The organism is Streptomyces sp. NPDC006923 (assembly GCF_040635655.1).
Classification (GTDB): Bacteria; Actinomycetota; Actinomycetes; order Streptomycetales; family Streptomycetaceae; genus Streptomyces.
The window spans coordinates 351821-375635 of record NZ_JBEYIF010000003.1; the positions used below are offsets into that span (position 1 = coordinate 351821).

At 71.2% G+C, this 23815-nt stretch carries 24 protein-coding genes and 1 pseudogene; 9 read left to right on the plus strand and 16 right to left on the minus strand.

The window, feature by feature from the left end:
* The first annotated feature begins 396 nt into the window (after positions 1-396).
* Together ABZ707_RS07505 and ABZ707_RS07510 are read left to right on the plus strand one after the other, a co-directional pair.
* The gene (locus tag ABZ707_RS07505; protein WP_360169303.1) at positions 397-2022 is read left to right on the plus strand and encodes a M4 family metallopeptidase; all 1626 of its coding nucleotides are present in this window, start codon (positions 397-399) and stop codon (positions 2020-2022) included.
* 336 nt (positions 2023-2358) lie between these two features.
* Positions 2359-3882 (plus strand): MFS transporter, encoded by a 1524-nt coding sequence (locus ABZ707_RS07510; RefSeq protein ID WP_360169306.1) that lies wholly within the window; start codon positions 2359-2361, stop codon positions 3880-3882.
* Positions 3883-3892: 10 nt separating this feature from the next.
* On the opposite strand, the gene ABZ707_RS07515 is transcribed toward ABZ707_RS07510, so the two are convergent.
* The 4 genes from ABZ707_RS07515 to ABZ707_RS07530 form a co-directional block, all read right to left on the minus strand.
* A complete protein-coding gene (locus ABZ707_RS07515) occupies positions 3893-5086 on the minus strand; it encodes an MFS transporter (RefSeq protein WP_360169309.1) in 1194 nt (397 codons plus the stop codon).
* Between the two features lie 63 nt (positions 5087-5149).
* On the minus strand, positions 5150-5836 hold the full coding sequence (locus ABZ707_RS07520; protein WP_360169312.1) for a hypothetical protein: 687 nt from the start codon (positions 5834-5836) through the stop codon (positions 5150-5152).
* Positions 5837-6042: 206 nt separating this feature from the next.
* Positions 6043-6756: a hypothetical protein gene (locus ABZ707_RS07525; RefSeq protein WP_360169315.1), complete on the minus strand. Its 714-nt coding sequence runs from the start codon at positions 6754-6756 to the stop codon at positions 6043-6045.
* A 2-nt stretch (positions 6757-6758) separates the two neighbouring features.
* Positions 6759-7358: a sigma factor-like helix-turn-helix DNA-binding protein gene (locus tag ABZ707_RS07530; protein ID WP_360169318.1), complete on the minus strand. Its 600-nt coding sequence runs from the start codon at positions 7356-7358 to the stop codon at positions 6759-6761.
* 363 nt (positions 7359-7721) lie between these two features.
* Between ABZ707_RS07530 and ABZ707_RS07535 the strand changes: the two genes are divergently transcribed.
* Positions 7722-8531, plus strand: a complete 810-nt coding sequence (locus tag ABZ707_RS07535; RefSeq protein ID WP_360169321.1) for an SAM-dependent methyltransferase — start codon at positions 7722-7724, stop codon at positions 8529-8531.
* A 105-nt stretch (positions 8532-8636) separates the two neighbouring features.
* On the opposite strand, the gene ABZ707_RS07540 is transcribed toward ABZ707_RS07535, so the two are convergent.
* From ABZ707_RS07540 to ABZ707_RS07555, 4 genes are all read right to left on the minus strand, one after another.
* Positions 8637-9668: a hemolysin family protein gene (locus ABZ707_RS07540; RefSeq protein ID WP_360169324.1), complete on the minus strand. Its 1032-nt coding sequence runs from the start codon at positions 9666-9668 to the stop codon at positions 8637-8639.
* Entirely contained in the window at positions 9665-10999 is a 1335-nt protein-coding gene (locus tag ABZ707_RS07545) for a hemolysin family protein (protein ID WP_360169327.1), read from the minus strand. Before ABZ707_RS07545 ends, ABZ707_RS07540 begins: the two co-directional genes overlap by 4 nt.
* 199 nt (positions 11000-11198) lie before the next feature.
* On the minus strand, positions 11199-12080 hold the full coding sequence (locus ABZ707_RS07550) for a YhjD/YihY/BrkB family envelope integrity protein (RefSeq protein ID WP_360169330.1): 882 nt from the start codon (positions 12078-12080) through the stop codon (positions 11199-11201).
* A 150-nt stretch (positions 12081-12230) separates the two neighbouring features.
* Complete coding sequence (locus ABZ707_RS07555) at positions 12231-13148, minus strand: NmrA/HSCARG family protein (RefSeq protein ID WP_360169333.1); 918 nt, start codon at positions 13146-13148, stop codon at positions 12231-12233.
* A 105-nt stretch (positions 13149-13253) separates the two neighbouring features.
* Here ABZ707_RS07555 and ABZ707_RS07560 point away from each other — a divergent pair, with 105 nt between their 5' ends.
* On the plus strand, positions 13254-13826 hold the full coding sequence (locus tag ABZ707_RS07560; RefSeq protein WP_360169336.1) for a helix-turn-helix domain-containing protein: 573 nt from the start codon (positions 13254-13256) through the stop codon (positions 13824-13826).
* On the opposite strand, the gene ABZ707_RS07565 is transcribed toward ABZ707_RS07560, so the two are convergent.
* From ABZ707_RS07565 to ABZ707_RS07585, 5 genes are all read right to left on the minus strand, one after another.
* Positions 13798-14472, minus strand: coding sequence for a DUF1796 family putative cysteine peptidase (locus tag ABZ707_RS07565; protein ID WP_360169339.1), 675 nt, complete (start codon positions 14470-14472; stop codon positions 13798-13800). The genes ABZ707_RS07560 and ABZ707_RS07565 overlap by 29 nt on opposite strands.
* Before the next feature lie 19 nt (positions 14473-14491).
* Positions 14492-15679, minus strand: coding sequence for a hypothetical protein (locus ABZ707_RS07570; RefSeq protein WP_360169342.1), 1188 nt, complete (start codon positions 15677-15679; stop codon positions 14492-14494).
* Between the two features lie 189 nt (positions 15680-15868).
* The gene (locus ABZ707_RS07575; protein WP_360169345.1) at positions 15869-16933 is read right to left on the minus strand and encodes a hypothetical protein; all 1065 of its coding nucleotides are present in this window, start codon (positions 16931-16933) and stop codon (positions 15869-15871) included.
* 287 nt (positions 16934-17220) lie between these two features.
* Positions 17221-17385 (minus strand): hypothetical protein, encoded by a 165-nt coding sequence (locus ABZ707_RS07580; RefSeq protein WP_360169348.1) that lies wholly within the window; start codon positions 17383-17385, stop codon positions 17221-17223.
* Between the two features lie 27 nt (positions 17386-17412).
* Complete coding sequence (locus ABZ707_RS07585; RefSeq protein WP_360169351.1) at positions 17413-17769, minus strand: PRC-barrel domain-containing protein; 357 nt, start codon at positions 17767-17769, stop codon at positions 17413-17415.
* 336 nt (positions 17770-18105) lie between these two features.
* On the opposite strand from ABZ707_RS07585, the gene ABZ707_RS07590 reads away from it, so the two are divergent.
* Positions 18106-18594, plus strand: coding sequence for a GNAT family N-acetyltransferase (locus ABZ707_RS07590; protein WP_360169354.1), 489 nt, complete (start codon positions 18106-18108; stop codon positions 18592-18594).
* Positions 18595-18640: 46 nt separating this feature from the next.
* On the opposite strand, the gene ABZ707_RS07595 is transcribed toward ABZ707_RS07590, so the two are convergent.
* Together ABZ707_RS07595 and ABZ707_RS07600 are read right to left on the minus strand one after the other, a co-directional pair.
* Positions 18641-19351, minus strand: a complete 711-nt coding sequence (locus ABZ707_RS07595) for a phosphatase PAP2 family protein (RefSeq protein ID WP_360169357.1) — start codon at positions 19349-19351, stop codon at positions 18641-18643.
* Complete coding sequence (locus ABZ707_RS07600; protein WP_360169360.1) at positions 19348-19962, minus strand: phosphatase PAP2 family protein; 615 nt, start codon at positions 19960-19962, stop codon at positions 19348-19350. The genes ABZ707_RS07595 and ABZ707_RS07600 overlap by 4 nt, the downstream gene beginning before the upstream one ends.
* 43 nt (positions 19963-20005) lie before the next feature.
* Here ABZ707_RS07600 and ABZ707_RS07605 point away from each other — a divergent pair, with 43 nt between their 5' ends.
* On the plus strand, positions 20006-20476 hold the full coding sequence (locus tag ABZ707_RS07605; protein ID WP_360169363.1) for a BlaI/MecI/CopY family transcriptional regulator: 471 nt from the start codon (positions 20006-20008) through the stop codon (positions 20474-20476).
* Positions 20477-20518: 42 nt separating this feature from the next.
* Here ABZ707_RS07605 and ABZ707_RS07610 read toward each other — a convergent pair.
* A pseudogene (locus tag ABZ707_RS07610) lies at positions 20519-20926 on the minus strand (hypothetical protein); the annotation flags it as partial.
* A gap of 390 nt (positions 20927-21316) precedes the next feature.
* Between ABZ707_RS07610 and ABZ707_RS07615 the strand changes: the two are divergent.
* The 3 genes from ABZ707_RS07615 to ABZ707_RS07625 all read left to right on the plus strand — a co-directional run bounded on the left by ABZ707_RS07615 (position 21317) and on the right by ABZ707_RS07625 (position 23798).
* Positions 21317-21634: a metalloregulator ArsR/SmtB family transcription factor gene (locus tag ABZ707_RS07615; protein WP_360169366.1), complete on the plus strand. Its 318-nt coding sequence runs from the start codon at positions 21317-21319 to the stop codon at positions 21632-21634.
* Entirely contained in the window at positions 21631-22485 is an 855-nt protein-coding gene (locus tag ABZ707_RS07620; RefSeq protein ID WP_360169369.1) for an SRPBCC family protein, read from the plus strand. Before ABZ707_RS07615 ends, ABZ707_RS07620 begins: the two co-directional genes overlap by 4 nt.
* A 212-nt stretch (positions 22486-22697) precedes the next feature.
* Positions 22698-23798, plus strand: coding sequence for an acyltransferase family protein (locus ABZ707_RS07625; RefSeq protein WP_360169372.1), 1101 nt, complete (start codon positions 22698-22700; stop codon positions 23796-23798).
* Positions 23799-23815: the final 17 nt, after the last annotated feature.

Consider the following 23815-nt stretch of genomic DNA (forward strand, 5'->3'; position numbering starts at 1 on the left):
ATGGCTGGTTCGGGCCGCCTCCGGTGATGCCGCTCCGGATCCCCGCTGGAGCCAGGCGGAGATCCGCATTGATCGGATCTTCCCCCGCTGCTGGCCCAACTCGCCCTGGATGTGCGGCTGCTGGGCCCCCGTCCGCCCCGAGGGCCGTACGACTACGACCGTTTGATGACTGAATGCCGTACTCAACTGGCAACACAAGGTCAAATTCTGGTTTCTGATCTGTTCTAACAAGACCGATCGATGTCACTCTCTGGACGGCTCACCGCGCGTAGACCTCGCGGTGAGTCTGCTTGTGGCACGCGCACAACTCAGCACCAAAGGGCGGCAGTCCCACCCCGGGCAGCCGCTTCCCCACACAGGGCCGCTCACCGGTGGCCCGACTCTCTTGGAGACTGAGTGAGACTCGTAGCTTCCACCCCCCGCAAGAAGACCGTCCGTGTCGCGGCGCTTGTCGCCTCCGCCGCGATGGTGGTCGTCGGTGTCCAGACCGGCTCGGCCAGCGCTCAGCCCGACCCGGCCCGGGAGAGCGGCGCCACCGCCGTCGCGCTCACCCCGAGCCAGCGCGTCGAGGCCATCAAGTCCGCCCAGGCGGACACCACGAGCGAGGCCAGGGCCCTGGGGCTCGGCACACAGGAGAAGCTCGTCGTCCGGGACGTCATCAAGGACGCGGACGGCACCGTACACACCCGCTACGAGCGGACCTACGCCGGTCTGCCCGTCCTCGGCGGCGACCTGGTCGTCCACGAGGCCCCGTCGGGGGCTCGCAGCCTCACCGAGTCGACCACGGCCCGAATAGCCGTGGCGACCACCGACGCCGCCGTCCCCTCGGCCACCGCGAAGGCCACCGCGCTGAAGGCGGCTTCGGCGGAGAAGACCGCAAAGGCCGAGGCCGGCACCGCGCCCCGCAAGGTGATCTGGGCGGCCTCCGGCAAGCCCGTGCTGGCCTGGGAGACCGTCGTCAAGGGCGTCCAGGCCGACGGCACCCCCAGTGAGCTGCATGTCGTCACCGACGCGGCCACCGGCAAGGAGCTGTTCTCGGAGGAGGCCATCGAGACCGGCACCGGCACCGGTGACTACAACGGCACGGTGACGCTCGGCACCACCAAGAGCGGCAGCACGTACAACCTCACCGACGCCGGTCGCGGCAACCACAAGACGTACGACCTGAACCAGCGCACCTCGGGCACCGGCACGCTCTTCACCGACGCGGACGACGTCTGGGGCGGCGGCCGGCAGAGCGCCGGTGTCGACGCGCACTACGGCGCCGCGGAGACCTGGGACTTCTACAAGAACGTGCTGGGCCGCAACGGCATCAAGAACAACGGTGTCGCGTCCTACTCGCGCGTCCACTACGGCAACAGCTATGTGAACGCGTTCTGGGACGACAGTTGCTTCTGCATGACGTACGGCGACGGCTCGGGCAACGCCAACCCGCTGACCTCGCTGGACGTGGCCGCGCACGAGATGAGCCACGGTGTCACCTCCGCCACCGCCAACCTGACCTACAGTGGCGAGTCCGGCGGTCTCAACGAGGCGACCTCCGACATCTTCGCCACCTCGGTCGAGTTCTACTCCAACACCGCGAGCGACCCGGGCGACTACCTCATCGGCGAGGAGATCGACATCAACGGCGACGGGACGCCGCTGCGCTACCAGGACAAGCCGAGCAAGGACGGCGCGTCGAAGGACTACTGGTCGTCCACCCTGGGCAACCTCGACGTCCACTACTCCTCGGGCCCCGCTAACCACTTCTTCTACCTGCTGTCCGAGGGCAGCGGCGCGAAGACCATCAACGGCGTGAGCTACAACAGCCCCACGTCGGACGGTTCCAAGGTCACCGGAATCGGCCGGGACAAGGCCCAGAAGATCTGGTACAAGGCGCTCACCACCTACATGACGTCCAACACCAACTACGCGAAGGCGCGTACCGCGACGCTGAGCGCCGCCGGCGCCCTGTACGGCACCACCAGTGCCGAGTACAAGGCGGTGGGCGCGGCCTGGACCGCGATCAACGTCAAGTGACTCCGGCGGTCTGACCTCCGAGTGAGGTGACGTCCGGTCCGAGGTGACGGGTGGTGGTGCCGGGTCACGTCGGGGACGGGACCACCACGGCACATCCGGGCCCCGGGACACGGGTCCGCGCGTCCTCCCCGCGCGGGCCCCTGCCCGGGGCGCGCCGCGTTCCGGCCCCGGCGCCGGGCCGCCGGCTTCCGGCGCGGATGCTTACGCCCGGCCGGCTTCCGGCGCGGATCCTTACGCCGGTCGGCGCGCTCCGGATGAGGGACCGGTGCGCGCCCACTAGGGTCCGATCCACCGGCCGCCGCCGAGGTCAGGACCGGGCACCGAGAGGACATTCCGATGGCTCCGCAGTCCGCGAGTGAACCGGAGCCCGGCCGGGCGGGCCGGCCGGACGGTCCCGGGCGGGCCGGGGACGGCGGAGAAGCGGCGCCGGACCCGCGGCGCTGGAAGGCACTGGCGGTATGCCTGGTGGCCGGATTCATGACACTGCTGGACATCTCCATCGTCAATGTCGCGCTGCCCTCCATCCGGGAGGGCCTGCACACTCCGACCTCGGATCTTCAGTGGGTGCTGTCCGGTTACGCCCTCGCCTACGGACTCTTCCTGATCCCCGCCGGACGGCTGGGTGACGCCCGTGGCCGGCGCGTGGTGTTCATGGTGGGGCTGGCTCTCTTCACACTGGCGTCCGCCGCCTGCGGCGCCGCCCAGTCCAGCACCTGGCTGGTGATCTCCAGACTGGTCCAGGGCCTCGCCGGGGGAGTGGTGACGCCCCAGATCTCCGCGCTGATCCAGCAGATGTTCTCCGGAAGTGAGCGGGGCCGGGCCTTCGGCATGTTCGGCACGGTGGTCGGTATCTCGACCGCCGTCGGCCCGCTCCTGGGCGGTCTGTTGATCCAGGTGGCCGGTGAGCGGGAGGGATGGCGGTGGGTGTTCTATGTCAATCTCCCGCTGGGCATCGTCTGCCTGGCCCTGGCTCGGCGGCTGCTGCCGGACACACCGGCGGCCGGCCGTGTCCGCGTACGTGAGCTCGATCCCTTCGGGGTGCTGCTGCTCGGCGCCGGAGTACTGACCCTGCTCCTGCCCTTCGTCCAGGAGCAGCAGTGGCACGGCAGGCTGAAATGGCTGCTGGTGCCGCTCGCCGCGGTGGTGCTGTTCGGCTTTGTGAAGTGGGAGTCCCGGTGCACGAAGGGGGGCACCCAGCCGGTGCTGAACCTGTCGCTGTTCCGGGTCCGTTCGTTCTGGCTGGGCTGTCTGCTGATTCTGCTGTACTTCGCCGGGTTCACGTCCATCTTCTTCATCACCACGCTCTATCTGCAGAGCGGCCTGCACTACACCGCGCTCCAGGCCGGGCTGGCCATCACCCCCTTCGCCCTGGGCGCGGCCGCCGCGGCGGGCGTCGGCGGTCGGCTGGTCGGCCGCTTCGGTCGGCCGCTGGTCGCGGTCGGTCTGACGCTGGTGGCGGCCGGTCTGGTGATGACCGCGTTCGCGGTGCAGCATGTGCCGGGCCGCGGTGTGGGCTGGGCGATGGCCGTGCCGCTCCTGGTGGCCGGTCTCGGCAGCGGTCTTGTCATCGCGCCGAACCAGACGCTGACCCTGTCGCGGGTACCGGTGCCCATGGCGGGCAGTGCGGGAGGCACACTCCAGACCGGACAGCGCGTGGGCTCCGCGATCGGTATCGCCGCCGTCGGATCGGTGTTCTTCGCGCAGGTGGCGGGCGACGGGTGGTCCGCCGCGTACGACCACGGGCTGATCGTGGCCGTGGCGTTCACGGTGGCGGCGCTGATGGTCGCGCTCGCCGATGTGGCCGCCGGCCGCCGGGAGAGGAACCGGACGGGGGAAGGGGTGTCCCCCCGGAAGTCCTGAGCGGCGCCGGTCAGTTCTCCGCCGGGGGACGGCGCAGTACGTACACCCCGGCGCACGCCGTGAGCACCGCCACGCAGGCGGTGAAGATCAGCCCGGCGTCCCGCAGACCCACCAGGAGCGTCAGCGCGCCGACGCCGATGACCGGCAGCGAGATGCCGATGTACGCGGCGACGAAGAGGGCGGAGATCGTGCCGCCCCGGTGTTCGGGCGGAGCCGCACCGCTGACGGCGGCCATGGCGGCGCGGAAGGACAGCCCCTGGCCGAGACCGCTGACAAGCGCTCCCACCACCAGCAGCGCCAACGACTCCGCCGCGAGGGAGGCGCCCACCAGCACCAGACCGGCCACCAGCACCAGACAGCCGGCCGGCAGCGCCCTTCGTACGCCGAGGCGTCCCATCAGCGACTGCCCCGTCGTGGAGGCCAGGAAGACGGAGAAGACGATCGTTCCCGACACGGCCAGATTGCCCTCCCGGAGGGTCTGGGACAGGAACGCGGGCGTCACCGCGGTGAACAGCCCCAGCAGCGCGAAGCCGGCGAACGCGGCGAGCGCCGACGCCGCGAACACGCTCCGGACCTGAGGCGGCACCACCAGCCCCCGTGGGCCCAGCTCGGGCCGCCTCTTCCGGTTCTCGACGGTCTCCGGCAGCGACCAGGTCACCGCGCAGGCCACGGCCACCAGTGCGAGATGCGCCAGAAAGGGCAGGCGCAGCGGCCACGGCGCGTACTCGGCGAGCAGCCCGGACAGCAGAGGGCCGCAGCCGAGGCCGCCCATGTTCGCCGCGGTGGCGGCGAATCCGGCCCGTGCCTCGTGTCCCGGTGCGGCCAGCTCCATCACGGTGGCCGTGGCGGTACCGCTGAACAGCCCCGCGGAGAAGCCGGACAGCAGCCGGCCCACGAACAGCAGCGGCAGCCCGCCCTCGAACAGAAAACACAGCGCGCTGGCCGACGACAGCCCCAGGGCGAAGAGCAGCACCGGGCGCCGGCCGATCTCGTCGGAGACGTCGCCCGCCAGCAGCAGCGAGGCGATCACACCGGCCGCGTAGACGGCGAAGACCAGGGTCACCGTCAGTTCGGAGAAGCCGAGCTGCGCGCGGTAGAGGCCGTACAGCGGCGTGGGCAGGGTGGTGCCGGCCATGCCCACGGCGAACACCCCGGCGGCCGCGAGATAGCCGGGGCGCCGGTTCCCGCCACTGTGAACGATCATGCGAGCCACAGTACGAGCCGGGCGGCACCGGCGCCGTGACCGCCGCCCCGGGCGCGGACGGTGCTACTTCCGCGCCCCGTTCCGGCCGTTCCCGGCCGTTCCGGCGGATCGCTGGTGGTGTATCAGCGCCGAGCCCGCGAGGACCGCGGCCACTCCGGCACACAGCACCGCCACCGCTCTGGCCCAGGCGGAGGCGGCGCCCAGACCGCTCTCCAGCAGCTCGACCCCGCCGATGCCCGACAGCGCGTGGGCGGTGACGATCCAGACGGCGGTCGTGGCGCTTCCCGCCCAGACCAGGGAGGTGTCCTGGACGGCCAGCCAGACGCCGAGCGCCAGACAGAGAAAGGTGATGACAAGGCCCAGCGTGTGGGCGGAGCGGCCGGAAAGCGGATCGCCGAATTCGGTCGGCAGATGGATGACGCCACTCACACAGAGCGCAGCCGCCGTCGGCCACCGCAGCACGGAACGACAGGCGACCGGTCCCGCAGCCCGGTTCTGCCGCCCTGCCGCCGGAACCGCACGCGGCGCTTCGTCCCCGGGGCCCGGAATCCGCCCTGTCCGCTCCAGCAGGCTTATCAGCGCCGCCAGTTCGGCGAGCGGGCGGCCGGTCGAGGCCGTCCAGAGCTGGGTCCGTATCCGCTCGTCGCCACGGTCGGCGACCGGGGCCCGGGTGCCCGCCCTGCCGGGGTCGGCGGAGCTCGGGCGGTTGTCGTGGCGGTCCTCGTCGGAGGGTGGGGGGTCAGAAGACATGGCGGCTCCCTTCGCCGGACTCCATGGACGGACGCACAGCGATGTTCACCGGACGCCGTGCGGCGTGCGGTCCGTGACATCAAGCGCTTGTTCCATCCAATGCCCAGCCATGGCCCGTCCGCCAGCCGGAGCGGGCATAAGGGGAGAGGCCGCCGCCCGCCGTGCCGGGGTCGCGGGCCCCGGCACCCCCCCCACAAAAGGCTCAGCTAGCTGTGGCGGCCGCCGGTCTCCCGGGTGAGGTCGTCGGTCAAGCCGACGGCGGGCTGAGGGACTTCGCCGAAGTCCTCGTCGGGCGTGCCGACGCGGAGACGGTTGATGACCGCTTCCAGCGGCGCCGGGAGAGTGGGGTGGTGACCGTGGCGGCACTGGCTGAGGAGATCGTGTCCGACCGTCTCGGGCAGCAGCGAGGACAGTGTGGCCGGAGTCCGCGGCCGTCCCGGTCCGGGAAGACGGCGTGACTGCGTGCGCCAGTAGGCGGCGTCCCTGAACTCGGCTCGTTGCTGGTGGGCCAGGAAGAGACAGAAGGCCGCCGTCCGGTTGCCGCCGCCGGCCGCGAACTGCCACCAGAACTGGGCCGCGTCCCGGTGGCCGGTCAGATGCAGGAGGGCGCCGAAGACGACAGCGCCTTCGGGATCGATACGGTCGTGGTCGACCAGGCGGGCCAGACTGACCGCCGCCTCCGGCGCGTTGACCACCAGGGAGACGGCGAGGCTGAGGTCGTGCGCGGCCTGTTCATGGGCGGAGCGGTAGCGACGGGGCGCGTCGTCCGGGCCCGGCGGGCGGCTCGTCCTGTCGGCCGCACGCCGGGCGGCGATGCGCCGGCGGGCGGCCTCGGTGTCGTAGGAGTCGTACTCGTCGGTGAGGACTTCGGCGTCGTCCAGCAGCCCCTCGACGGCGGCGGTTTCGTCGGTGCGGCCCACGTCTACTCTTCCGTCTTGGTTTCTCGTACGTCCAGGTCCCGGGCCAGACGTCGTCTGGCGTGGCGTACATGGGAGCGGACGGTGGCCACCTCGATCCCCATGTACTCGGCGACCACTTCGTCCGGTATCCGCAGGACATAGCGGAGCACCACGACGTCGTACTGCCGCTCGGGCAGCCGGGAGATGGCCGCGTAGAGGCCGATCTCACCCTGCAGAACCGCGAATTGGTCGCGCATCTCGTACAGGAGGAGCTTGCGGATCGCGGCGAGGAACGCGGCGGTGTCGACCAGGACCGGTTCGAGATCGTGCTCCCCCAGCCACCGGGCCACCTCTTCCTTGAGAATCGCCCAGGCGTACTGGGGGACCGATTCCTGGACCAGGACATGGGGCCAGTCGTCCAGCAGCCGGGCGCACAGGGCGTCCACCACTGCCTCGGCGGCGGCCCTGCTGCCCACCTGGGTGTGCGCGTAGCGCAGCCAGAGCGTGTGGTGATGTGCGTCGAAGGCGTCGAAAGTCAAGGCCAGCCGCCGCTCGGGCCGGTCGGGAAAACGCTGTAAGCCACGGTCGTCGACGCCCCGGCCGCCATTGACGGCGCGGGCCATCAGACGCAGCCCCCTTCGGCGGCGCACCGGACGGCCAGAGTCTCCAGATCGGCTTGCACGGACGCTCCGTTCTCTGGGCACCGCGCCTCTCCACGGCGGAGGGCGCCGGCGCGAGAGGCGTGCCCTCTCACCTGTCAGCCAACCGGAAGAGCGCCCTCGTCGTGCAGGGCACTCTCAGGGTTTTTTTGCGGACGGTCATCATATGATTACTTAATCTCGGGGCGGGGCGCGTTTCGTCAATTCACGCCCCTCTTCCCCATCAGGCCCGCCCGTCACGGCAGTTGGCGCGTCTCGTACGGTTGTGCGTGCGGAGCGGTGGGCAGCAACAGGCTGTCATCCGGCAATGAGGACGGGGGTCGCAAAGTGGGGGACGACAGCACGGTGGATCTGGAGCTGGACCGGGCGCACTCGGCGCGTATGTACGACTACTACCTGGGCGGGACGACCAACTTCCCCGCGGACCGCGAGGCCGCGGGCCGCGCCATGGCCGCGTTCCCGTCCATCCTGGCCACGGCCCGGATCAACCGCCGTTTCATGCACCGCTCGGTCCGCCATCTGGCCCGGGACGGGATGCGCCAGTTCCTCGACATCGGGACGGGCATCCCCACCTCGCCGAACCTGCACGAGGTGGCGCAGCGGGAAGTCCCGGACGCCCATGTCGTCTACACCGACAACGACCCGATCGTGCTGGCGCACGCCCGCGCACTCCTCCACAGCCATCCCGCCGGGCGCACGGCGTACGTACACGCCGATGTCACCGCCCCCCAAGCCTTGCTGGCGGCCTCGGAGGTACGCGAGACGCTCGACTTCAGCCAGCCCATCGCGCTGAGCCTCAACGCGCTGCTGCACTTCGTCACCGACGAACACGGCGCCCACGAGATCGTCGAGCACCTCAAGGACGCCCTGCCCTCGGGCAGCACTCTCGCCATCGCCCATGTCACCCCCGACTTCGACCCGGAGGGCATCGCGCGGCTCACCGCCGCGTACCGCGCCTCCGGCACGCCGGGGCAGGCCCGCACCCGCGCGGAGATAGCCCGCTTCTTCGACGGCTGGGAGCTTCTCGACCCCGGGATCACGCCCTCGCACCAGTGGCGTCCCGATCCCGACGACCAGAACGAGAACGTCACCAACAAGGAAGCGGCCTGCTACGCCGGTGTGGCCCGCAAACCCTGACCGCCTCGGGACGTGGGGAGCGGCCGGTGCCCGGGGCGGGGCACCGGCCGCTCTTCCGCCGCGATTCCGCCTCGCGGGCGGACGGCGCTGCTCCTGAAACGCGCCTCAGGCGGCGGACCTTGGGCCGGCGGCGGGGCCGACCAGCTCTGCGAGAACGTCCTCCATGGTGACGAAGCCGATGACGGTGCCCTTGTCGCCGGTGACGGCGGCGAGATGCGTACCGGCGGAGCGCATCGCGGTCATGGTGTCGTCGAGCGGCGTGTCGATCTCGACGCGGATCACCGTGTGCAGCGCGCCGCGCGGGAAGGGACGGGTGCGTTCGGCGGCGCCCAGGGCGTCCTTGATGTGGAGATAGCCGAGGATCGTGTCGTCGGGGCCGGTGACCGGCAGCCTGGAGAAGCCGGAGGACGCGGCGGCACGCTCCAGCTCCTGCGGGGTGATCCGGTGGTCGACGGTGACGGTCCGGTTGAGCGGGACCATCACCTCGCCCGCCGGACGGGTGCCCAGCTCCAGGGCGTCACGCAGCCGTTCGCCGTCGGCCGGATCCAGCAGGCCGGCCTCGCTGGAGTCCTTGACCAGCCGGGCGAGCTCGTCGTCCGTGAAGACGGAGGCCACCTCGTCCTTGGTCTCCACCCTGAGCAGGCGCAGCAGGACATTGGCGAACGCGTTGATCCCGTGGATCACCGGACGCAGCGCACGCGTGAGCGCCACCAGCGGCGGACCGAGCAGCAGCGCGGTCGGGACCGGTGCGGCGAGCGCGATGTTCTTCGGCACCATCTCGCCGATCAGCATGTGCAGATATGTCGCCAGTGTGAGCGCGATGACGAACGCGATCGGATGGATCAGCGCCTCGGGCACCCCGAGCGCGTGGAACGGCGGTTCCAGCAGATGGGCGATGGCCGGCTCGGCGACGGCGCCCAGCACGAGCGACGAGATGGTGATGCCGAGCTGGGCGGTGGCCATGGCGGCGGACAGATGCCGCAGGCCCCACAGAGTGGTCTTCGCCCGACGGCTGCCCCTGAGGGCCTGCGGCTCGATCTGGCTCCGGCGTACGGATATGAGAGCGAACTCGGCGCCGACGAAGAACGCGTTGGTGAGCAGCGTGAGCGCACCGACCGCGAGTTGCAGCACGGTCATCGGACATCCTCCGCGAACTCCGCGGACCGGGCGGGAGCGGTGATCCTGACCCTGTCCGCACGGCGGTGCTCGACACGCAGAACGGTGAACTCCCAGCCGTTGACCTCAAGGGTGTCGGCCGGCAGGGGGAGTCGTTCCAGCCGGGTCGCGAGCAGCCCCGCCAGCGTCTCGTAGGGACCTTCCGGCGCGCGGAGCCCGATCTCCGCGAGCTGGTCGAGACGGACGCTGCCCTCCGCCTCCCAGACGCGGCGGCCGTCCGCGGCCGTGTCGACGGCCACCAGGTCGGGGGTCTCGTCGGGGTCGTGCTCGTCGCGCACCTCGCCGACGACCTCCTCGACGATGTCCTCCACGGTGGCGACCCCGGCGGTGCCGCCGTACTCGTCGATGACCACGGCCATCGTCCTCGCCTCCCGCAGCCGCCGCAGCAGCCGGTCCACCGGCAGGGAGTCGGGCACCAGCAGCGGACGGGTGGCCAGCTCGGTGACCGGGGTGTCGTCGCGCCGGGTCTCGTCGAGGGCGAGGACATCACGGATATGGACCGTCCCGATCACCTCGTCGAGACTGTCGCGGTACACCGGGAAGCGGGACAGGCCGGTGGCCAGCGTGAGCCGGGCGGCATCCGCGGCGGTGGCGCGGGCTTCCAGCGCCCGGACGTCCACGCGGGGCGTCATGACGTTCTCGGCGGTCAGCTCCGCGAGATGCAGTGTCCGCACGAACAGCTCGGCGGAGTCCTCCTCGATGGCGCCCTCCCGCGCCGAGTGCCGCGCCAGGGCGACCAGTTCCTCGGGGGTACGGGCCGAGGCCAGTTCTTCCGCGGGCTCCAGACCGAATCGCCGTACAAGACGGTTGGCGGTGTTGTTGAGATGCCGGATCAGCGGGGCGAAGGCGGCGGTGAAACCGCGCTGGGGGCCCGCCACGACCTTGGCCACCGCGAGCGGGCTGGAGATCGCCCAGTTCTTCGGGACCAGCTCGCCCAGCACCATCAGCACCACGGTGGACACGGCGACACCGAGCAGGGTGGCGACGGTGGGGACCGCTCCGCCGGGCAGACCGAGGGCCTCCAGCGGGCCGCGCAGCAGCACGGCCAGGGACGGCTCGGCGAGCATGCCGATCACCAGCGATGTCACGGTGATACCGAGCTGGGCGCCGGAGAGCTGGAAGGTCAGCCGCTTGGCCGCCACCAGCGCGCCGGCGGCTCCGCGCTCGCCCGCGGCGGCGGCGCGTTCCAGCTCACCGCGCTCGACGGTGGTCAGGGAGAACTCGGCCGCGACGAACACCGCACAGGCGAGGGTGAGCGCGAGGGCGAGGATCAGCAGGAGCACTTCGGTCACCGTGCCACCTCCGGCCCATACGCCGACGGGTCGGAATTGGCACGGCTCGTACTGGGAGGCTCACCCATTGCGGGAACGCAGCTCCTTCTCGGATCAGGCGGACGGGCGGGGTGGCCACCCCGCCCGTCAATAGTAAATTAATCGCAAAGCAAAGCAATGTGGCGATCGCCACCCGAGGCTCCGCACCGCTCCTTGACGGCTATTCCGCGCCACCGCCGGCGCTGTCCGCCGCGTCGGCCTCCCTGAGCTGTCGTTCCAGACGCCGGTGTGTGCGGTGCTCGTGGACGAGGCGTCCCACGAGCGCGCCGCCGTAGACGACGAAACCCACCCCGACCAGCCAGGACTGGATGACCAGGACCGTCCCGAACGGGCCGTAGGTGACGGCGTTCGAGGCGATCAGCGGGGAGAAGACGAGACGGGAGAAGACCCTCAGCCCCAGGAGTCCCAGCGAGATGGCGACAGCGCCGGGAAAGAGGGCGCCCCAGCGCACACGGCCGGCCAGCAGCACATGCTGGGACCACCAGAAGAAGAGAAGTGTCCCGATCACATCGCCCAGGGTGGCGAACGCCGTCTCGACGACGGACTCGGAAGTGACCGGTGTATTGACGAAGATGACCAGATAGACCACGAGGATCGCGAGCCAGAGGACGTGCCGCCATATGGTGTGCCAGCGGGCCGTCGGCAGTTCCCAGACCCGCTCGTAACCGGTCTGTACGGCGGATCCGAAGGTCAGACCGAACACGGCGAGCGCCGCGAGGCCGAACGCGGTCGTGCGCTGGAGGGCCTGCCCCGGTCTGCCGAAAAGCTGCTCGATCTCTTCCTGCGAGGACGGCGCCACCCCAAGACCCTGGCCCAGCCAGCGGGCGAACCCCTGGCCGCTCGCCGGGTCGGCCGCGGCGACCAGGATCAGCAGCGGTACGAGGGTCAGGAAGCCGAGGGCGGCGAAGCTCATGGCCCGATGCATCAGTTCCATCTCGCGGCCCCGGCTCCAGGCGAGCATCGCGGGAGAGGCGGCGATCCTGCGATACAGGCTCTGGAACCGGGACGTGTCCGCCGGCGCACCGAGACGCTTTCGGGTCATGTGTCGTCTACTACCCCGGCGCGCGGCCGGCCCCGTGCACCGGCCCCCGGATGGGTGCCGGTCCGTCGCCGCGGCGAGCCCGCCGGACCGCGGGGGTCAGGGGTTTCGAAGGCCGCGGCCTCACACACACGACGTGCGGCCCGGCCGGTGTCAGACGGTGGCCCGCAGGTGCTCCGCCGCCCATTCCTCGAAGCTGGTGAGCGGGATGCCCAGGGCCCGCGCGTACCGAGGGCGGGCCGGCTGGCCCACCACGTTCATCCACTCGTGCGAGACGCCCGCGGGCGGCAGACCGGCGGCGACGGCTTCCTCCAGGGTCATCTCGGGCGTGGCCAGCTCGGTACCCAGCGCGCGGGAGAGGATCCCGGCGATCTCGGTCATCGTCAGGTAGTCGCTCGCCAGCTCCAGTTCGACCCCGTCGAAACGCTCCGGCTCGGCGATGGCGGCGGCGGCTGTTCCGCCGATGTCGTCGACCGCCACGAGGGACAGCGCGGTCCCGGGCTTCAGGACGCTCACCAGGCCGCCCTCGACACCACGGGGCAGCAGGAATGCCTCGGAGGGCAGGAAGTTCTCCATGAAGGTGCCCGGTTTGATCAGTGTCCAGTGCCGGAAGCCCGCTTCACGGACCCGGTCCTGGATGCCGGCCTTGGTGGCGAAGTACGGCTCCAGTACGGCCCAGCGGCCTTCGGCCCAGCCGGGAGCCCCGGTGTGCTGCCCGGCTCCGGAGACGGACGTGTGCACGAACTGCGGCACACCGGCGGCCCGCGCGCCCTCGATCAGATTGACGGCCTGGGCCAACTCGCCCTCGAAGGCGCGTCCTCCCATCTCGGGCATCTGTACCGAGAAGACGGCGCGCGCTCCTTCGGCGGCCCGGGTCAGGGAGTCGCGGTCGTCGAGGTCGCCGGTGACCAGCTCGGCGCCGAGCGCCTCGACCGCCTTCGCCCGGTCGGTCGCGGGATCACGGACCAGGGCCCGGACCGGAACGCCCGCCGCCAGCAGGGCCCGCGCGGTGGCACCGCCCTGTCGGCCGGTGGCGCCGGCGACCAGGACGGGTGCGGATTCTGAAGTCATGGTGTTTCCTCGGGTGGTGACGCGCAGCTAAGTGGCGAGGCCCGCCACTTACATTCCGGTACGATACGGAGGGCCCCGCCACTTAGCAAGCTCGGAGATGACGCCATGACGGTTCAGCGCGCGGACGCCCGGCGCAACTACGCGCGGATCCTCGCCGTGGCCGAGGAGGAGGTCGCCGCGCACGGCGCCGACGCCTCGCTGGAACGGATCGCCCGCATCGCCGGAGTCGGATCGGCCACCGTGCGGCGGCACTTCCCCGGCCGGGCCGCGCTGCTGGAGGCGGTGTTCAGCGAGCGGATCGAGGCGCTGTGCGCCCGCGCCGCGGAGTTGGCCGGGGCGGCCGACGCGCGGGCCGCGCTGCTGGACTGGCTGGGCGCGCTCACCACGTACGCCGCCTCCGCCCGGGGCATGGCCGACGCGCTCGTCCAGGACGGGATGACCGACCCGGAGCATGTCAACGCCTGCTCGGTGAAGCTCACCGGGGCGGTCGACCCGCTGCTGCGGCATGCCGCGCGGGCCGGCGCGGTGGCCCCGCACGTGACCGCCGCCGACCTGCTCACCCTGGTCACGGGCATCGCTCTGGCCACCGAGCGGCACCCGGACGCCGCCGCCGAGGCACACCGCCTGCTCGGCCTGACCATGGAGGGAGTCAGCCCGGGGAAGTGCCCGGGGAAGTGAGGGGGAGGCGCGGTGCCGGGACGCGCGAGTCCTGCCCGGGGCCCGCGACGGAGACACCGCGGAACGCGGCGTCCCACTCGGCGTCGTCGCCCTGCCACCGCCCGGGGGCCGCCGCCACCGTGCCCCAGGTGATCCCGGGCCCCAGGGCGTCACCGTCCTCGGGCGGGGTGCGGCGCAGCCAGAGCAGATCGAACCGGTGGCCCGGGTGCGCCGTCGCGATGACCAGCCGCAGCCGGCGCAGATCGGCCGCCGTGGCTTCGTCGAAGGCGTCATGGTGGACGTACAGCACATACGCGGCCGACTGGGCGAGTGCGCGCCAACGGGCGGCCAGTGCCTGGAACTTGGCCCGCACGCCGGTGAGCTGCCGGTCGATGTCCGTCTGGCTGAGCGTCTCGCCGGAGGACGGGTGGAAGTCGTGGAAGAACCGGATGTCGGTACCACGGTCCAGTGCGCAGAGGCCGTCACTGAACGGTTCGACCAGGCCGGGCCTGAGGACGCCGGCGAAGTCGTCGGCCATCAGCCGCACAACCGCCTCGAAGTCGAGATCGAGCCAGTCGAAGAAGTGCGCGCGGTCGTTGCCCGTGATCCGCCGGATCTGATGGGTGGACTCGCAGTGGTAGCCCAGCCCGACACAGGTGTCGTACATGTCCGCTCTCCCGGCCGGTTCAGGAAGTGGTGCGCCGAAGGAGCAGGCCCACGCTGCCTCGCTTGCTGAGATAGGCGCGTCCCGAGCACACCGTCTCGACGCGTGGCGGCACCAGGACGACCTCCTCCTCCGCGCGCCAGTTCGCCGACCGTTCCAGCCAGGGGCGTATGTACAGGCCGAGGGCCTCCGGTTCGAGCGCGACGAACACGCGGTCCGTGGCCAGGTCGTCGAGGAGCGCGGGGTCCTGGCCGTAATAGAACATCTCGATCAGCAGATGGGCGTCGGCGCGGGCGCCGGTGTCCTCCTTGGCCAGTTCGGCGAGGCCCTCCCCGTCCACCGTGACCGTGTCCGCACCGGCGAGCGCGGCGGCGAGCCGAGGCCGGAAGACCGGATTCGGCTCGGTGGCGCGGACGGTGAAACCGGCGGCGGCCAGCCGCCGGGTGAGCGCTCCCTCGCACGCGCCCACCTCGACCAGCGTGCCGCCGGCGGCCGGGCACCGGTCCCGCACCCAGGCCGCGGTGGCGTCCAGCCGCTGCGCCTCGTACGGCGAGGTCGCGAACTCCCACGGGTCGACGACGGAGGCCGCCTCGTCGTCCAGGCTGGCGAGCAGGGCGTAGAGCCGCTCGCGCTGCTCCGGATCGGCGTCGAAGAAGCGCTCGGTGGCCGGGATGTGCGGCGTCTGGACGAGGTATTCGGGGTTCTCCTCGGTCAGCAGATGTCCGCAGGAGTGATTGACGAAGTCCAGCTTGGCCTCGATCCGCCGGGGCCCCAGCGGACGGTCGAGATCGCTGACGAACTGGAGGTACGGCGAGTACCCGACGGCGTGGCGCACTTCTGGGCCGGCCCCGTGCCCGGCGGCGGACGCAACGGCCGCCGCGGTGTCACGGCCGAGCCGGCCCCGGCCGCGCCGGTTGTCCGCCGGGGAGTGTGTCCAGATCCGGACGGCCCGCCCGGCCCGGGCGCCCGCCTCGCGGACAAGCCCGACGAGGACAGCCGGCTCCGGCGAGCTGAGTTCCCGCGGTGCGGGCCCCACATACGGCGCGAGGAGGGCGAGGCGCTCGGCCGTGTCCGATCCCGCGGGGAGGGTGACCGTCTCGGCGCGGTCGCCGAGGACCACCCGGGTCTCGCCGCCACGGTCGTCGGTGAGTACGGACAGGAAGTCGAGGACGGCGTCCTCGGCCCGGAGTACGACAACGATATCGATCACGGACTTCGGTCCTTGGAACGGAGCCGACAGAGGGGAGCGGGACGGGGTGAGGCCGGTCGGGGGAGGCTCGTACGGGTGTCGGCTGGCAGGGACCTTAGCGGTCGGCCCCCATGTGGTCCAGACCAATCGGGTGAGTGATCGCTGAATTTCGGCCACGCGGAAGCGCTCGCGCGGACACGGGGCGGGCGATCAGGAACTGCGCAGGGTGTCCCCGCAGGTCGCGACCCGGCTGAACCTCGGTCCGCAGTACTCGTCGCCGGGCGGCCGGGTTCTCGCCGTCAGGGCCTCGGACGGGGAGAGCCCGCTGCCGAGGGCCGCGGCCGTCAGCTCCGTGGCCGCGGACCGGACGGCGTCCCTGGCGAACTCGTAGACGCGGTACGGGTCCGCGGCGCGGAACGCGTCCGGCGCGTAGTGCTGTATGGAGGCCGCGATGGCGGCCCCGGCGTTCACCAGGGGGGCGGGCAGATGGACGATGCCCCGCCGGTGCAGGACTCCGGTGGTGACATCCTCGTCGGCGAGCACGGCGCTCGCCGCGCCGATGACCGCGCCGCAGCGCAGCCGCCGGGCGAGCCGGACATCGATGAGATCACTCACCGAGCACGGCACCAGTACGTCGATCCGCTGCCCGGACCAGTCGGCCACCGGCCGGCAGCCCGGCACCTCAGCGGCACGGGGATCGGTGTCGCAGGTCAGGACGGTGGCACCGGCGGCGGCCAGCTCCCCGGCCAGGACGCCCCCGACCTTGCCGGTGCCGTGCACCAGCACCCGCAGCCCCGCGACGGGCCCCCGGGCCCAGGCCTCCACCGCTCCCAGCACCCCGAACGCCGTGGCCGTGCTGGGGTCGGGACCCCCTCCGGCCGCGCCGAGCACATACGGCGTCATCTCCGACAGGGCCTCCAGGTGGCGGGGCGTCACCCCGAGCCCGGCACCGGCGTACAGCGTGCCCGCATGGCCGTTCAGCATCTCCGCTATCGCGCGCAGGAGATCGTTGTCGACCGTGTCCGCGCCGGTGACCACGATCTTCGCGCCCCAGAAGCCCGTGCGGTGCGTCTCGTGCCCCACCAGGGTCTCCCGGGCGAGCCTGCGGCTGAGCCGGCGCGCGTCCGGTTCGTGGGCCGGCCCCGGCCTGACGCGCAGCGCTCCGCCGGCCGGCAGCCGCCGCCGTGGACTGCCCTGCGCGAGCGTCAGATGAAAGGTGCTGCCCCGGGGGCCGCGAAAGCGCCTGACCTGTATGAGCCCGGTGCGGCAGGTCATCGCGGAGCCCGCGCGGCCCGACCGCCGCATTCGGCGGATTCCGACGACTTTCCCACCCGGCCACCTCCGGTCACGCCATCTCGGCCCGTACGGACGTCCCATCCCTCCCCAGCGCTCCGCGCGGTGAAAATCGGCTGGGCGGGCGCGAAGTGGCACACCGGAGACTCCCCGCACGTCGCACGCCCGGGGAAGCACCGGCGCACGGGGACAGGACCTCATGGGTGACGTGCCTCCCGCGTCCCCCGAGCCAGGGGTTCCGGGCCCACCGAGATCGACCGGACGGGGGTCTAACGGGTGACGCGCCTGCCGCGTCCCCAGCGGGCGCCCAGGATCACCAGATCGGCGATCAGCACGATCACGGCGACGACCAGGAGGAACGACAGCCCGCTCAGGGTCATGCCGGTGATCCCCAGAGCCACGGCGAGCAGGAGCAGAAGAAGGAAAGTGGTCATCGTGGAGCGCTCCAGTCCCGTCGTGCTTCAGCGCCGGCCGAGGCGGCGTTCGCCGTTCAGGCCGGTTTTGTACGGCAGACCGTAGTGCGCGAAGACACGCGGTTCGTCCTCCGCCAGCAGTTCTCCGTCGGTGTCGATCGAGGGCGCGTCCTTGGCCAGTTTCTTGTCCCACGGGACCTTCAGATAGCCCGGGCCGACCGTGGCCTCGGCCAGCGGCACAAAGATCAGGCGCCGCTTGGTGGGAAGACCGATGGTGACCGTGGCGAACGACGGATCGTCGGTGGCGGTGTCGACGTACACGGCCTCCAGCGAGCCGATCTTCTTTCTGTCGGCGTCGACCACGTCGTGGCCCCGCCACTCCCGAATGTCTTCAGCTTCGAACACGGGTGATTCGCCTCTTATCCGCTGGATGGTGCGTGCGTCGTCCGACCGCCGGACATCCTTGTATGCCGGGTACCCCTGTTTCCGGGCGCGGCACCTCGGCGGGCCGGGGAACGTCCGGCAGTCCGGTCCGGACCGGTGCTCCGTGTGGGCACCGGGAGCGCCCGGCAGGCGCGGAGCAGCCGGATGTCCCAGTTTTCCGTTTCCGCCGATTCCGGGACCCACCCGGTGGCGCGTGTCGCGCCGATCTCTTCCGATCGGCGGCAGTTTCCCCGTGTGTCCCGCCCCGTCGGGAAAGGGGCTGGCGCCCGCGTGGAACGAGGCGGCATCCTGATTCGCATGCTGATCAGGGAAGCCACCACGGAGGACTGGGCCGCCATCTGGCCGTTCTTCCACGAGATCGTCGCCGCGGGCGAGACGTTCACCTACCCGCCCGGCCTGAGTGAGACCGAGGGCCGTGACTGGTGGCTGCTGACGGCCCCGAACCGTACCGTCGTCGCCGTCGACGAGGACGGCGCGGTGCTGGGCACGGCGAAGATGAACAACAACCACATGGGTAACGCCGCGCATGTCGCCGGCGCCAGCTACATGGTGGACCCGGCGCACGCGGGACAGGGCGTGGGGCGGGCCCTGTGCGAGTACACGATCGAGTGGGCCCGTGCGGCGGGGTTCCGCTCGATGCAGTTCAACGCCGTCGTCGAGACCAATGTGCACGCGGTCGCGCTGTACCGGTCGCTCGGCTTCGAGGTGCTGGGCACCCTGCCGGAGGGTTTCCGGCACCCGACGAAGGGCTATGTCGGGCTGCACATCATGCACCGCGCGTGGTGAACCCTCCCGCTCGGACCGCCGCCGGCCTCGGCCGTAGGACATCCCGTCAGCCGGCCGGGGGCCCATCGCTCTCTCTGATGGCTCCGGCGGATCTGACAGGACCCTGCCGCGCGCGGGGAAGAAGGACCGAGGCGAAGCCGAGGTAGGCGACGGCGAACAGCCAGCCCCCGAGGACATCGGTCGCCCAGTGCACACCGAGATAGATCCGGCTCAGCCCCACGGCCACGGCCCAGCAGACGAGCAGGGCGCAGAGCAGGTACGCCGCGGCCGTACGGTCCCGGCGGGTCACGCCCCAGATCAGCAGCCCCGCCGCCACCGCCGAGGTCGTGGTGTGTCCGGACGGGAAGGCGAACACGGAGGCGTGGGTCGCCCAGTCCGCCATGGGCGGCCGGGGACGGCCGAGGGCACGCATCACGCCGTATCGCGCGGCCTGCTCCACCAGCAGGAAGACCAGCGTGCCGGCCGCGGTGAACACCCGCTGTCGTACACCCCGGCCCGCGAGCAGACCCGCGGCGACGGCGCACAGATACGGAAGGGGGCCGGATCCGGTGGACGTGACGGCCCGCGCCGCCGCGAGGGCCACGGCCGGGCGGTGCCGTACCGACCAGGTGTGCGCGCTCTCGTCCAGGGGGAACGGCGCACCGTGCCGGCCGCTCACGACCACGGCGAGTGCGGCGAAGAGCGCGGCGCAGCCCCCGGCCACGACCAGCGTCGTCCCGCGCCACGACCGGCGGGGCTCCGGCGCGGGCGGTGTCACCGTGAGGCCACCAGCGGGCGCAGCCTGGTCTCCCGGAGCCGCGCCACCAGAGGCGCGGAGCGCCGTGCGGCAAGCATCAGGACACCGGCCACACAAGCCCCCACGAGCAGCCCGAAGACCACGTCGTGCGGATAGTGCGCGCCGACCCACACCCGTGACAGGGCCATCAGAACAGCCGCGGGAAGAGCGGCGGCCGCGAGCCGGCGGTCGGTGAACAGGAGGGCCACGGCGGCCGCGGCGGCGATGGTGGCGTGATTGCTCGGCAGCGACCAGTCACCCGGCGGTGGACATGCCTCGATGGTGACCGTCTGCAGGACCTGGCAGGGCCGCCGTTCCCGCACCAGCTCCTTGAGGGTGCCACTGGCCCCGTAGGACGCGAGCACCACAAGAGGCGCCGCCAGCGCCATCGCGGTCCTGGCCGGGTCCGTGGCCCGGGCGCGCCACCACGAGGCGAGCAGGAACACGGCGAACAGGGCGAGGCCGTACGCGGACCAGACGGAGATCGTGGTGTCCAGCCAGCCGGGGGAGCGGTGCACCAGTTCGGTGACATCGGTGTACATACCGTCGTCGAACCAGCCGTCGCCGTGGGGGGCCGCCGGGGTCTCGGGCATCAATGGATCACTCCTTCGGGCGCGCGGAAGGGAGGCGCTCGGAGTGTCGCTCGCCCGCACCACGGTCACCACGATTCTGTCGCGGCTGTACGGGAAGGGCAGTGTTGACCGCGTCCGGTCGGGGCGGGGTTCCGCCTACATTCCGACCGAGGACGCGCCGGGTCCGACAGCGCGCCGTATGCACGCGGGGCTGGCGAAGGACGATGACCGGGGCGCGGTCCTGGCCCGTTCTGTCTCCCCGCTCGACGACGCGGACGAGCGGTTGCCGCGTTCGCTGCTGGACCGGTGCGAGGGCCGGGGAAAAAAGGCGCTAGCCCCGGGGAATGGCTGTTCGGAACCGTGCCGTGAGCCGTACTCAGCTACGCCGTCGGCGCCATCCCTGAATCACTTGTACCGTCTGTCCCAACTGCAAAGTGTCGCCCGACACGGAGGGGGCGACAGGGGATTCCTCTCTCGCCGCCCGGCGTCCGGAATCGGCGGCGTTCCCCCGGTACTCGTGTGTGGCGCTCCGTGAAGTTGTGGCCAAAGGACGTTCCCGGCGATAAGAGTCCGGCATCGCGGCGGGGGTGATCAGAACCGGAAGTGCCCGGTCCATTCGGAGCGCGTCCACCGATTCCGCCAGCAGTTCGTATTCGGTGGTGTCGTCGCGTGTGGCGAAACGAATGAGCCGACCGGCGGCCAGGTGTTCCGCGACCATTTCCTGGTGGGCCACGTCGTCGCGCCATGTCCGGAGCGTCGTCGGCACGTCCGGCACGGTCTCCGCCACCGGAGCGAGCGCCTCGGCCGGGAAATGAACGCTGTCCGGACTGGGGTCGAGCCGCTCGGCGATCCATGTCGCGCGGTCTCGCAACCACCACAGTGCAAGTGCCAGAGTGGGAGCGCGATAAGTGCCCAGGGGTACGCCGACACGCTGTCCGCCGCAGATTCCGTACGCGGTGACATGGCACAGGAATTCGTCATGCACGGCCGCTCTCCTTGCGCCGTTCTGTGGGGGCCGGATGGCCGGGGCCGTAATGGTGGGGCAGTGACGTCATGCGGTGCCGAAGGGCGATTTCCGGGAGAAGCGCGATGGCCCCTCTGGTCGCCCCAAATTACAATTATGGATGCCTTGTTGACGCGCTGTCACGACGCCATTTTGGCCAGAATGGCGTTTCGGCCCCGTGGCATGGCCGAAATTCACGGCCTGGCGCGAAAATATGGCGCTCCATGACCGCCCGGCCCCGCGGGGCCCCGGTCAGGACCCGGCTGTCCCGGCCGGTGCGTCCGGTGCGTCGCTCTTCCGCACCCTGGGTCCGGATGGGGACACACTGTATATTTCCGTAGGATTATATAGCTGATGCGGTATGTTCGATTCATGCCCATACCGTTCGACGTCCTCGCGGAGCCGAACCGGCGCCGGATTCTCGACCTGCTGCTTGAGCGCCCGCACCGGGTCGGTGAACTCACGGAACGCCTCGGACTCAGCCAGCCCGGCACCTCGAAGCATCTGCGAGTGCTGCGTGAGGCCGGACTCGTCCGCGTCCGGCAGGACGCTCAGCGCCGCTGGTACGAGCTGCGGCCTGAGCCTCTCGCGGAGCTCGACGCCTGGCTCACTCACTACCGGCCTCTCTGGTCCGGCGCTCTCGGCACGCTCGAACGGCATCTCGACGCGATGGAGGACGGCTCCCCATGAACACGAATCCGCACGACGACACCCTGACCACCGCCGACGGCCGTACCGCGCTGCGGATGGAACGCAGGCTCGCTCATCCTCCCGAGAGGGTGTGGGCGGCGATCACCGAACCCGCCAGTCTGCGGCAGTGGTTTCCCTCCGAGGTGAGTGTGGAACTCGCACCGGGCGGCGCGATGGGCTTCCGCTTCCCCGGCGTCAGCGGGCCGGGGATGACCGGCACGGTCACCGATGTCGACGAACCGCGCCTCTTCGCCTTCACCTGGGGCACCGACCATTTGAGCTGGACCATCGCCCCCGACGGCGAGGGTTCGCTGCTGACCCTGGTGCACACCTTCGACGATCTCCCGGGGGCCGCGAGCTTCGCCGCCGGCTGGCATCGGTGCGTCGCGGCGCTCGGGCGGCTGCTGGACGGCGCTCCGGTCGCGGTCGGCCGGGACACCGGCGAACTGCACGAGACGTATGTGCGCAGGTTCGGCCTGGGCCGGGGCTCCGTCGACAACGAGGCGGGCGTCAAACGGATCCGTCTGGAACGCCAGCTCGTGCGGCCGGCCGAGACGGTCTGGGACGTGCTCTCGGCGGGCATCGAGCCGGTGGCGGGGCTGCCCGTCCCGGAGGGTTTCACCGCCGAGAAGGTCCCGGCCGGCCATGTCACCGAGGTCCGGGCGCCGAAGTTCCTCACCTACACCTGGGACCCCGACGCGGCGGTGAGCTGGGAGCTGGGCGAGGGCACGGGCCACGGGGCGCGGCTCGTCGTCACCCAGACCGGACCGCCGGACGCCGACACGGACGCGGCCCTGGCCGCCTGGCGGACCCGGATCGACCGGCTCGCGGCGGAGCTGCTCGAACAGTAGGCCAGGACGGCCGGCGGCGGAGCCGCCATGGGACGCGTGACGCGGGGTAGGCGGAGACGGGAGGCCCGGCGACCGGCTTCCCGGTCCGTGCCCCCGCGTGAACGGAAGGTGGGAGCCCGCGTTAGGGTGCCTTGAATGTTTGCTCTCTGCTCTCCCCCCACATTTCTGCTAAGAGGCACATGCACGGCCCGGGGTTCCGCTCGGGAGGCGACATGACGCAGATCACTGAGCAGTCGTCGCGGGTCGTGCCGGGCGAGAAGACGGCCGAAGCGGCAGCGCCCGCGCCGCCCGCCAAGAAGCGGGACGCCTTCTTCGACAACGCCAAATACCTGGCGATCGTGCTGGTGGCCATGGGGCATGCCTGGGAGCCCCTGCGAGACGGCAGCCGGGCGGTCTCCGCGCTCTATGTCGTCGTGTACGCCTTCCACATGCCGGCGTTCATCATCATCTCCGGCTACTTCTCGCGTGGATTCGACTTCAGGCCCGACCGCGTGCGGCGTCTGATCACCGGCATCGCTGTGCCGTACGTCCTGTTCGAGCTGGCCTACAGCCTCTTTCACCGATGGGCCGACGACGACCCGTCCATGCCGGTCAGCCTGCTCGACCCGTGGTATCTGACCTGGTTCCTGCTCGCGCTCTTCGTCTGGCGGATGACGGCGCCGATCTGGCGGCTGGTGCGCTGGCCCGTCCCGCTGGCCCTGGCGATCGCGGCCCTCGCCTCCGTCTCGCCGGACATCGGTGACGACCTGGACCTCCAACGGCTCCTGCAGTTCCTGCCGTTCTTCGTGCTCGGACTGCGGCTGCGGCCCGAGCACTTCCAGCTCGTCCGCCGCCGGGAGGTGCGCCTGCTGGCCGTGCCGGTCTTCGCCGCGACCGCCGTCTTCGCCTACTGGGCCGTCACCCGGATGAACATGGCCTGGTTCTTCCACCGCGACAGCGCCCAGGAACTGGGAGCGCCCTGGTGGAGCGGGATTCTGATGACCTTCGCGCTCTTCGGCTGCTCCCTCGTGCTGACGGTGTGTTTCTTCGCCTGGGTGCCGGGCCGGCGCATGTGGTTCACGGCGCTGGGCGCCGGCACGCTCTGCGGGTATCTGCTGCACGGATTCCTCGCCCAGAGCGCGACCACCTGGGACTGGTACGGCGCGGACTGGCTGCACGGACCTTCGGGCGCCGTGTTCGTCACCCTGGTCGCCGGCGTGGTCGTCACCCTGCTCTGCACGCCGCCGGTCCAGCGGGTCTTCCGCTTCGCCCTGGAACCCGAGATGGCCTGGGCGTTCACGGCGGAGCCCGCCGGACGGCGCGGCGGCGGCTGACGCCCGGTACGGGGAAG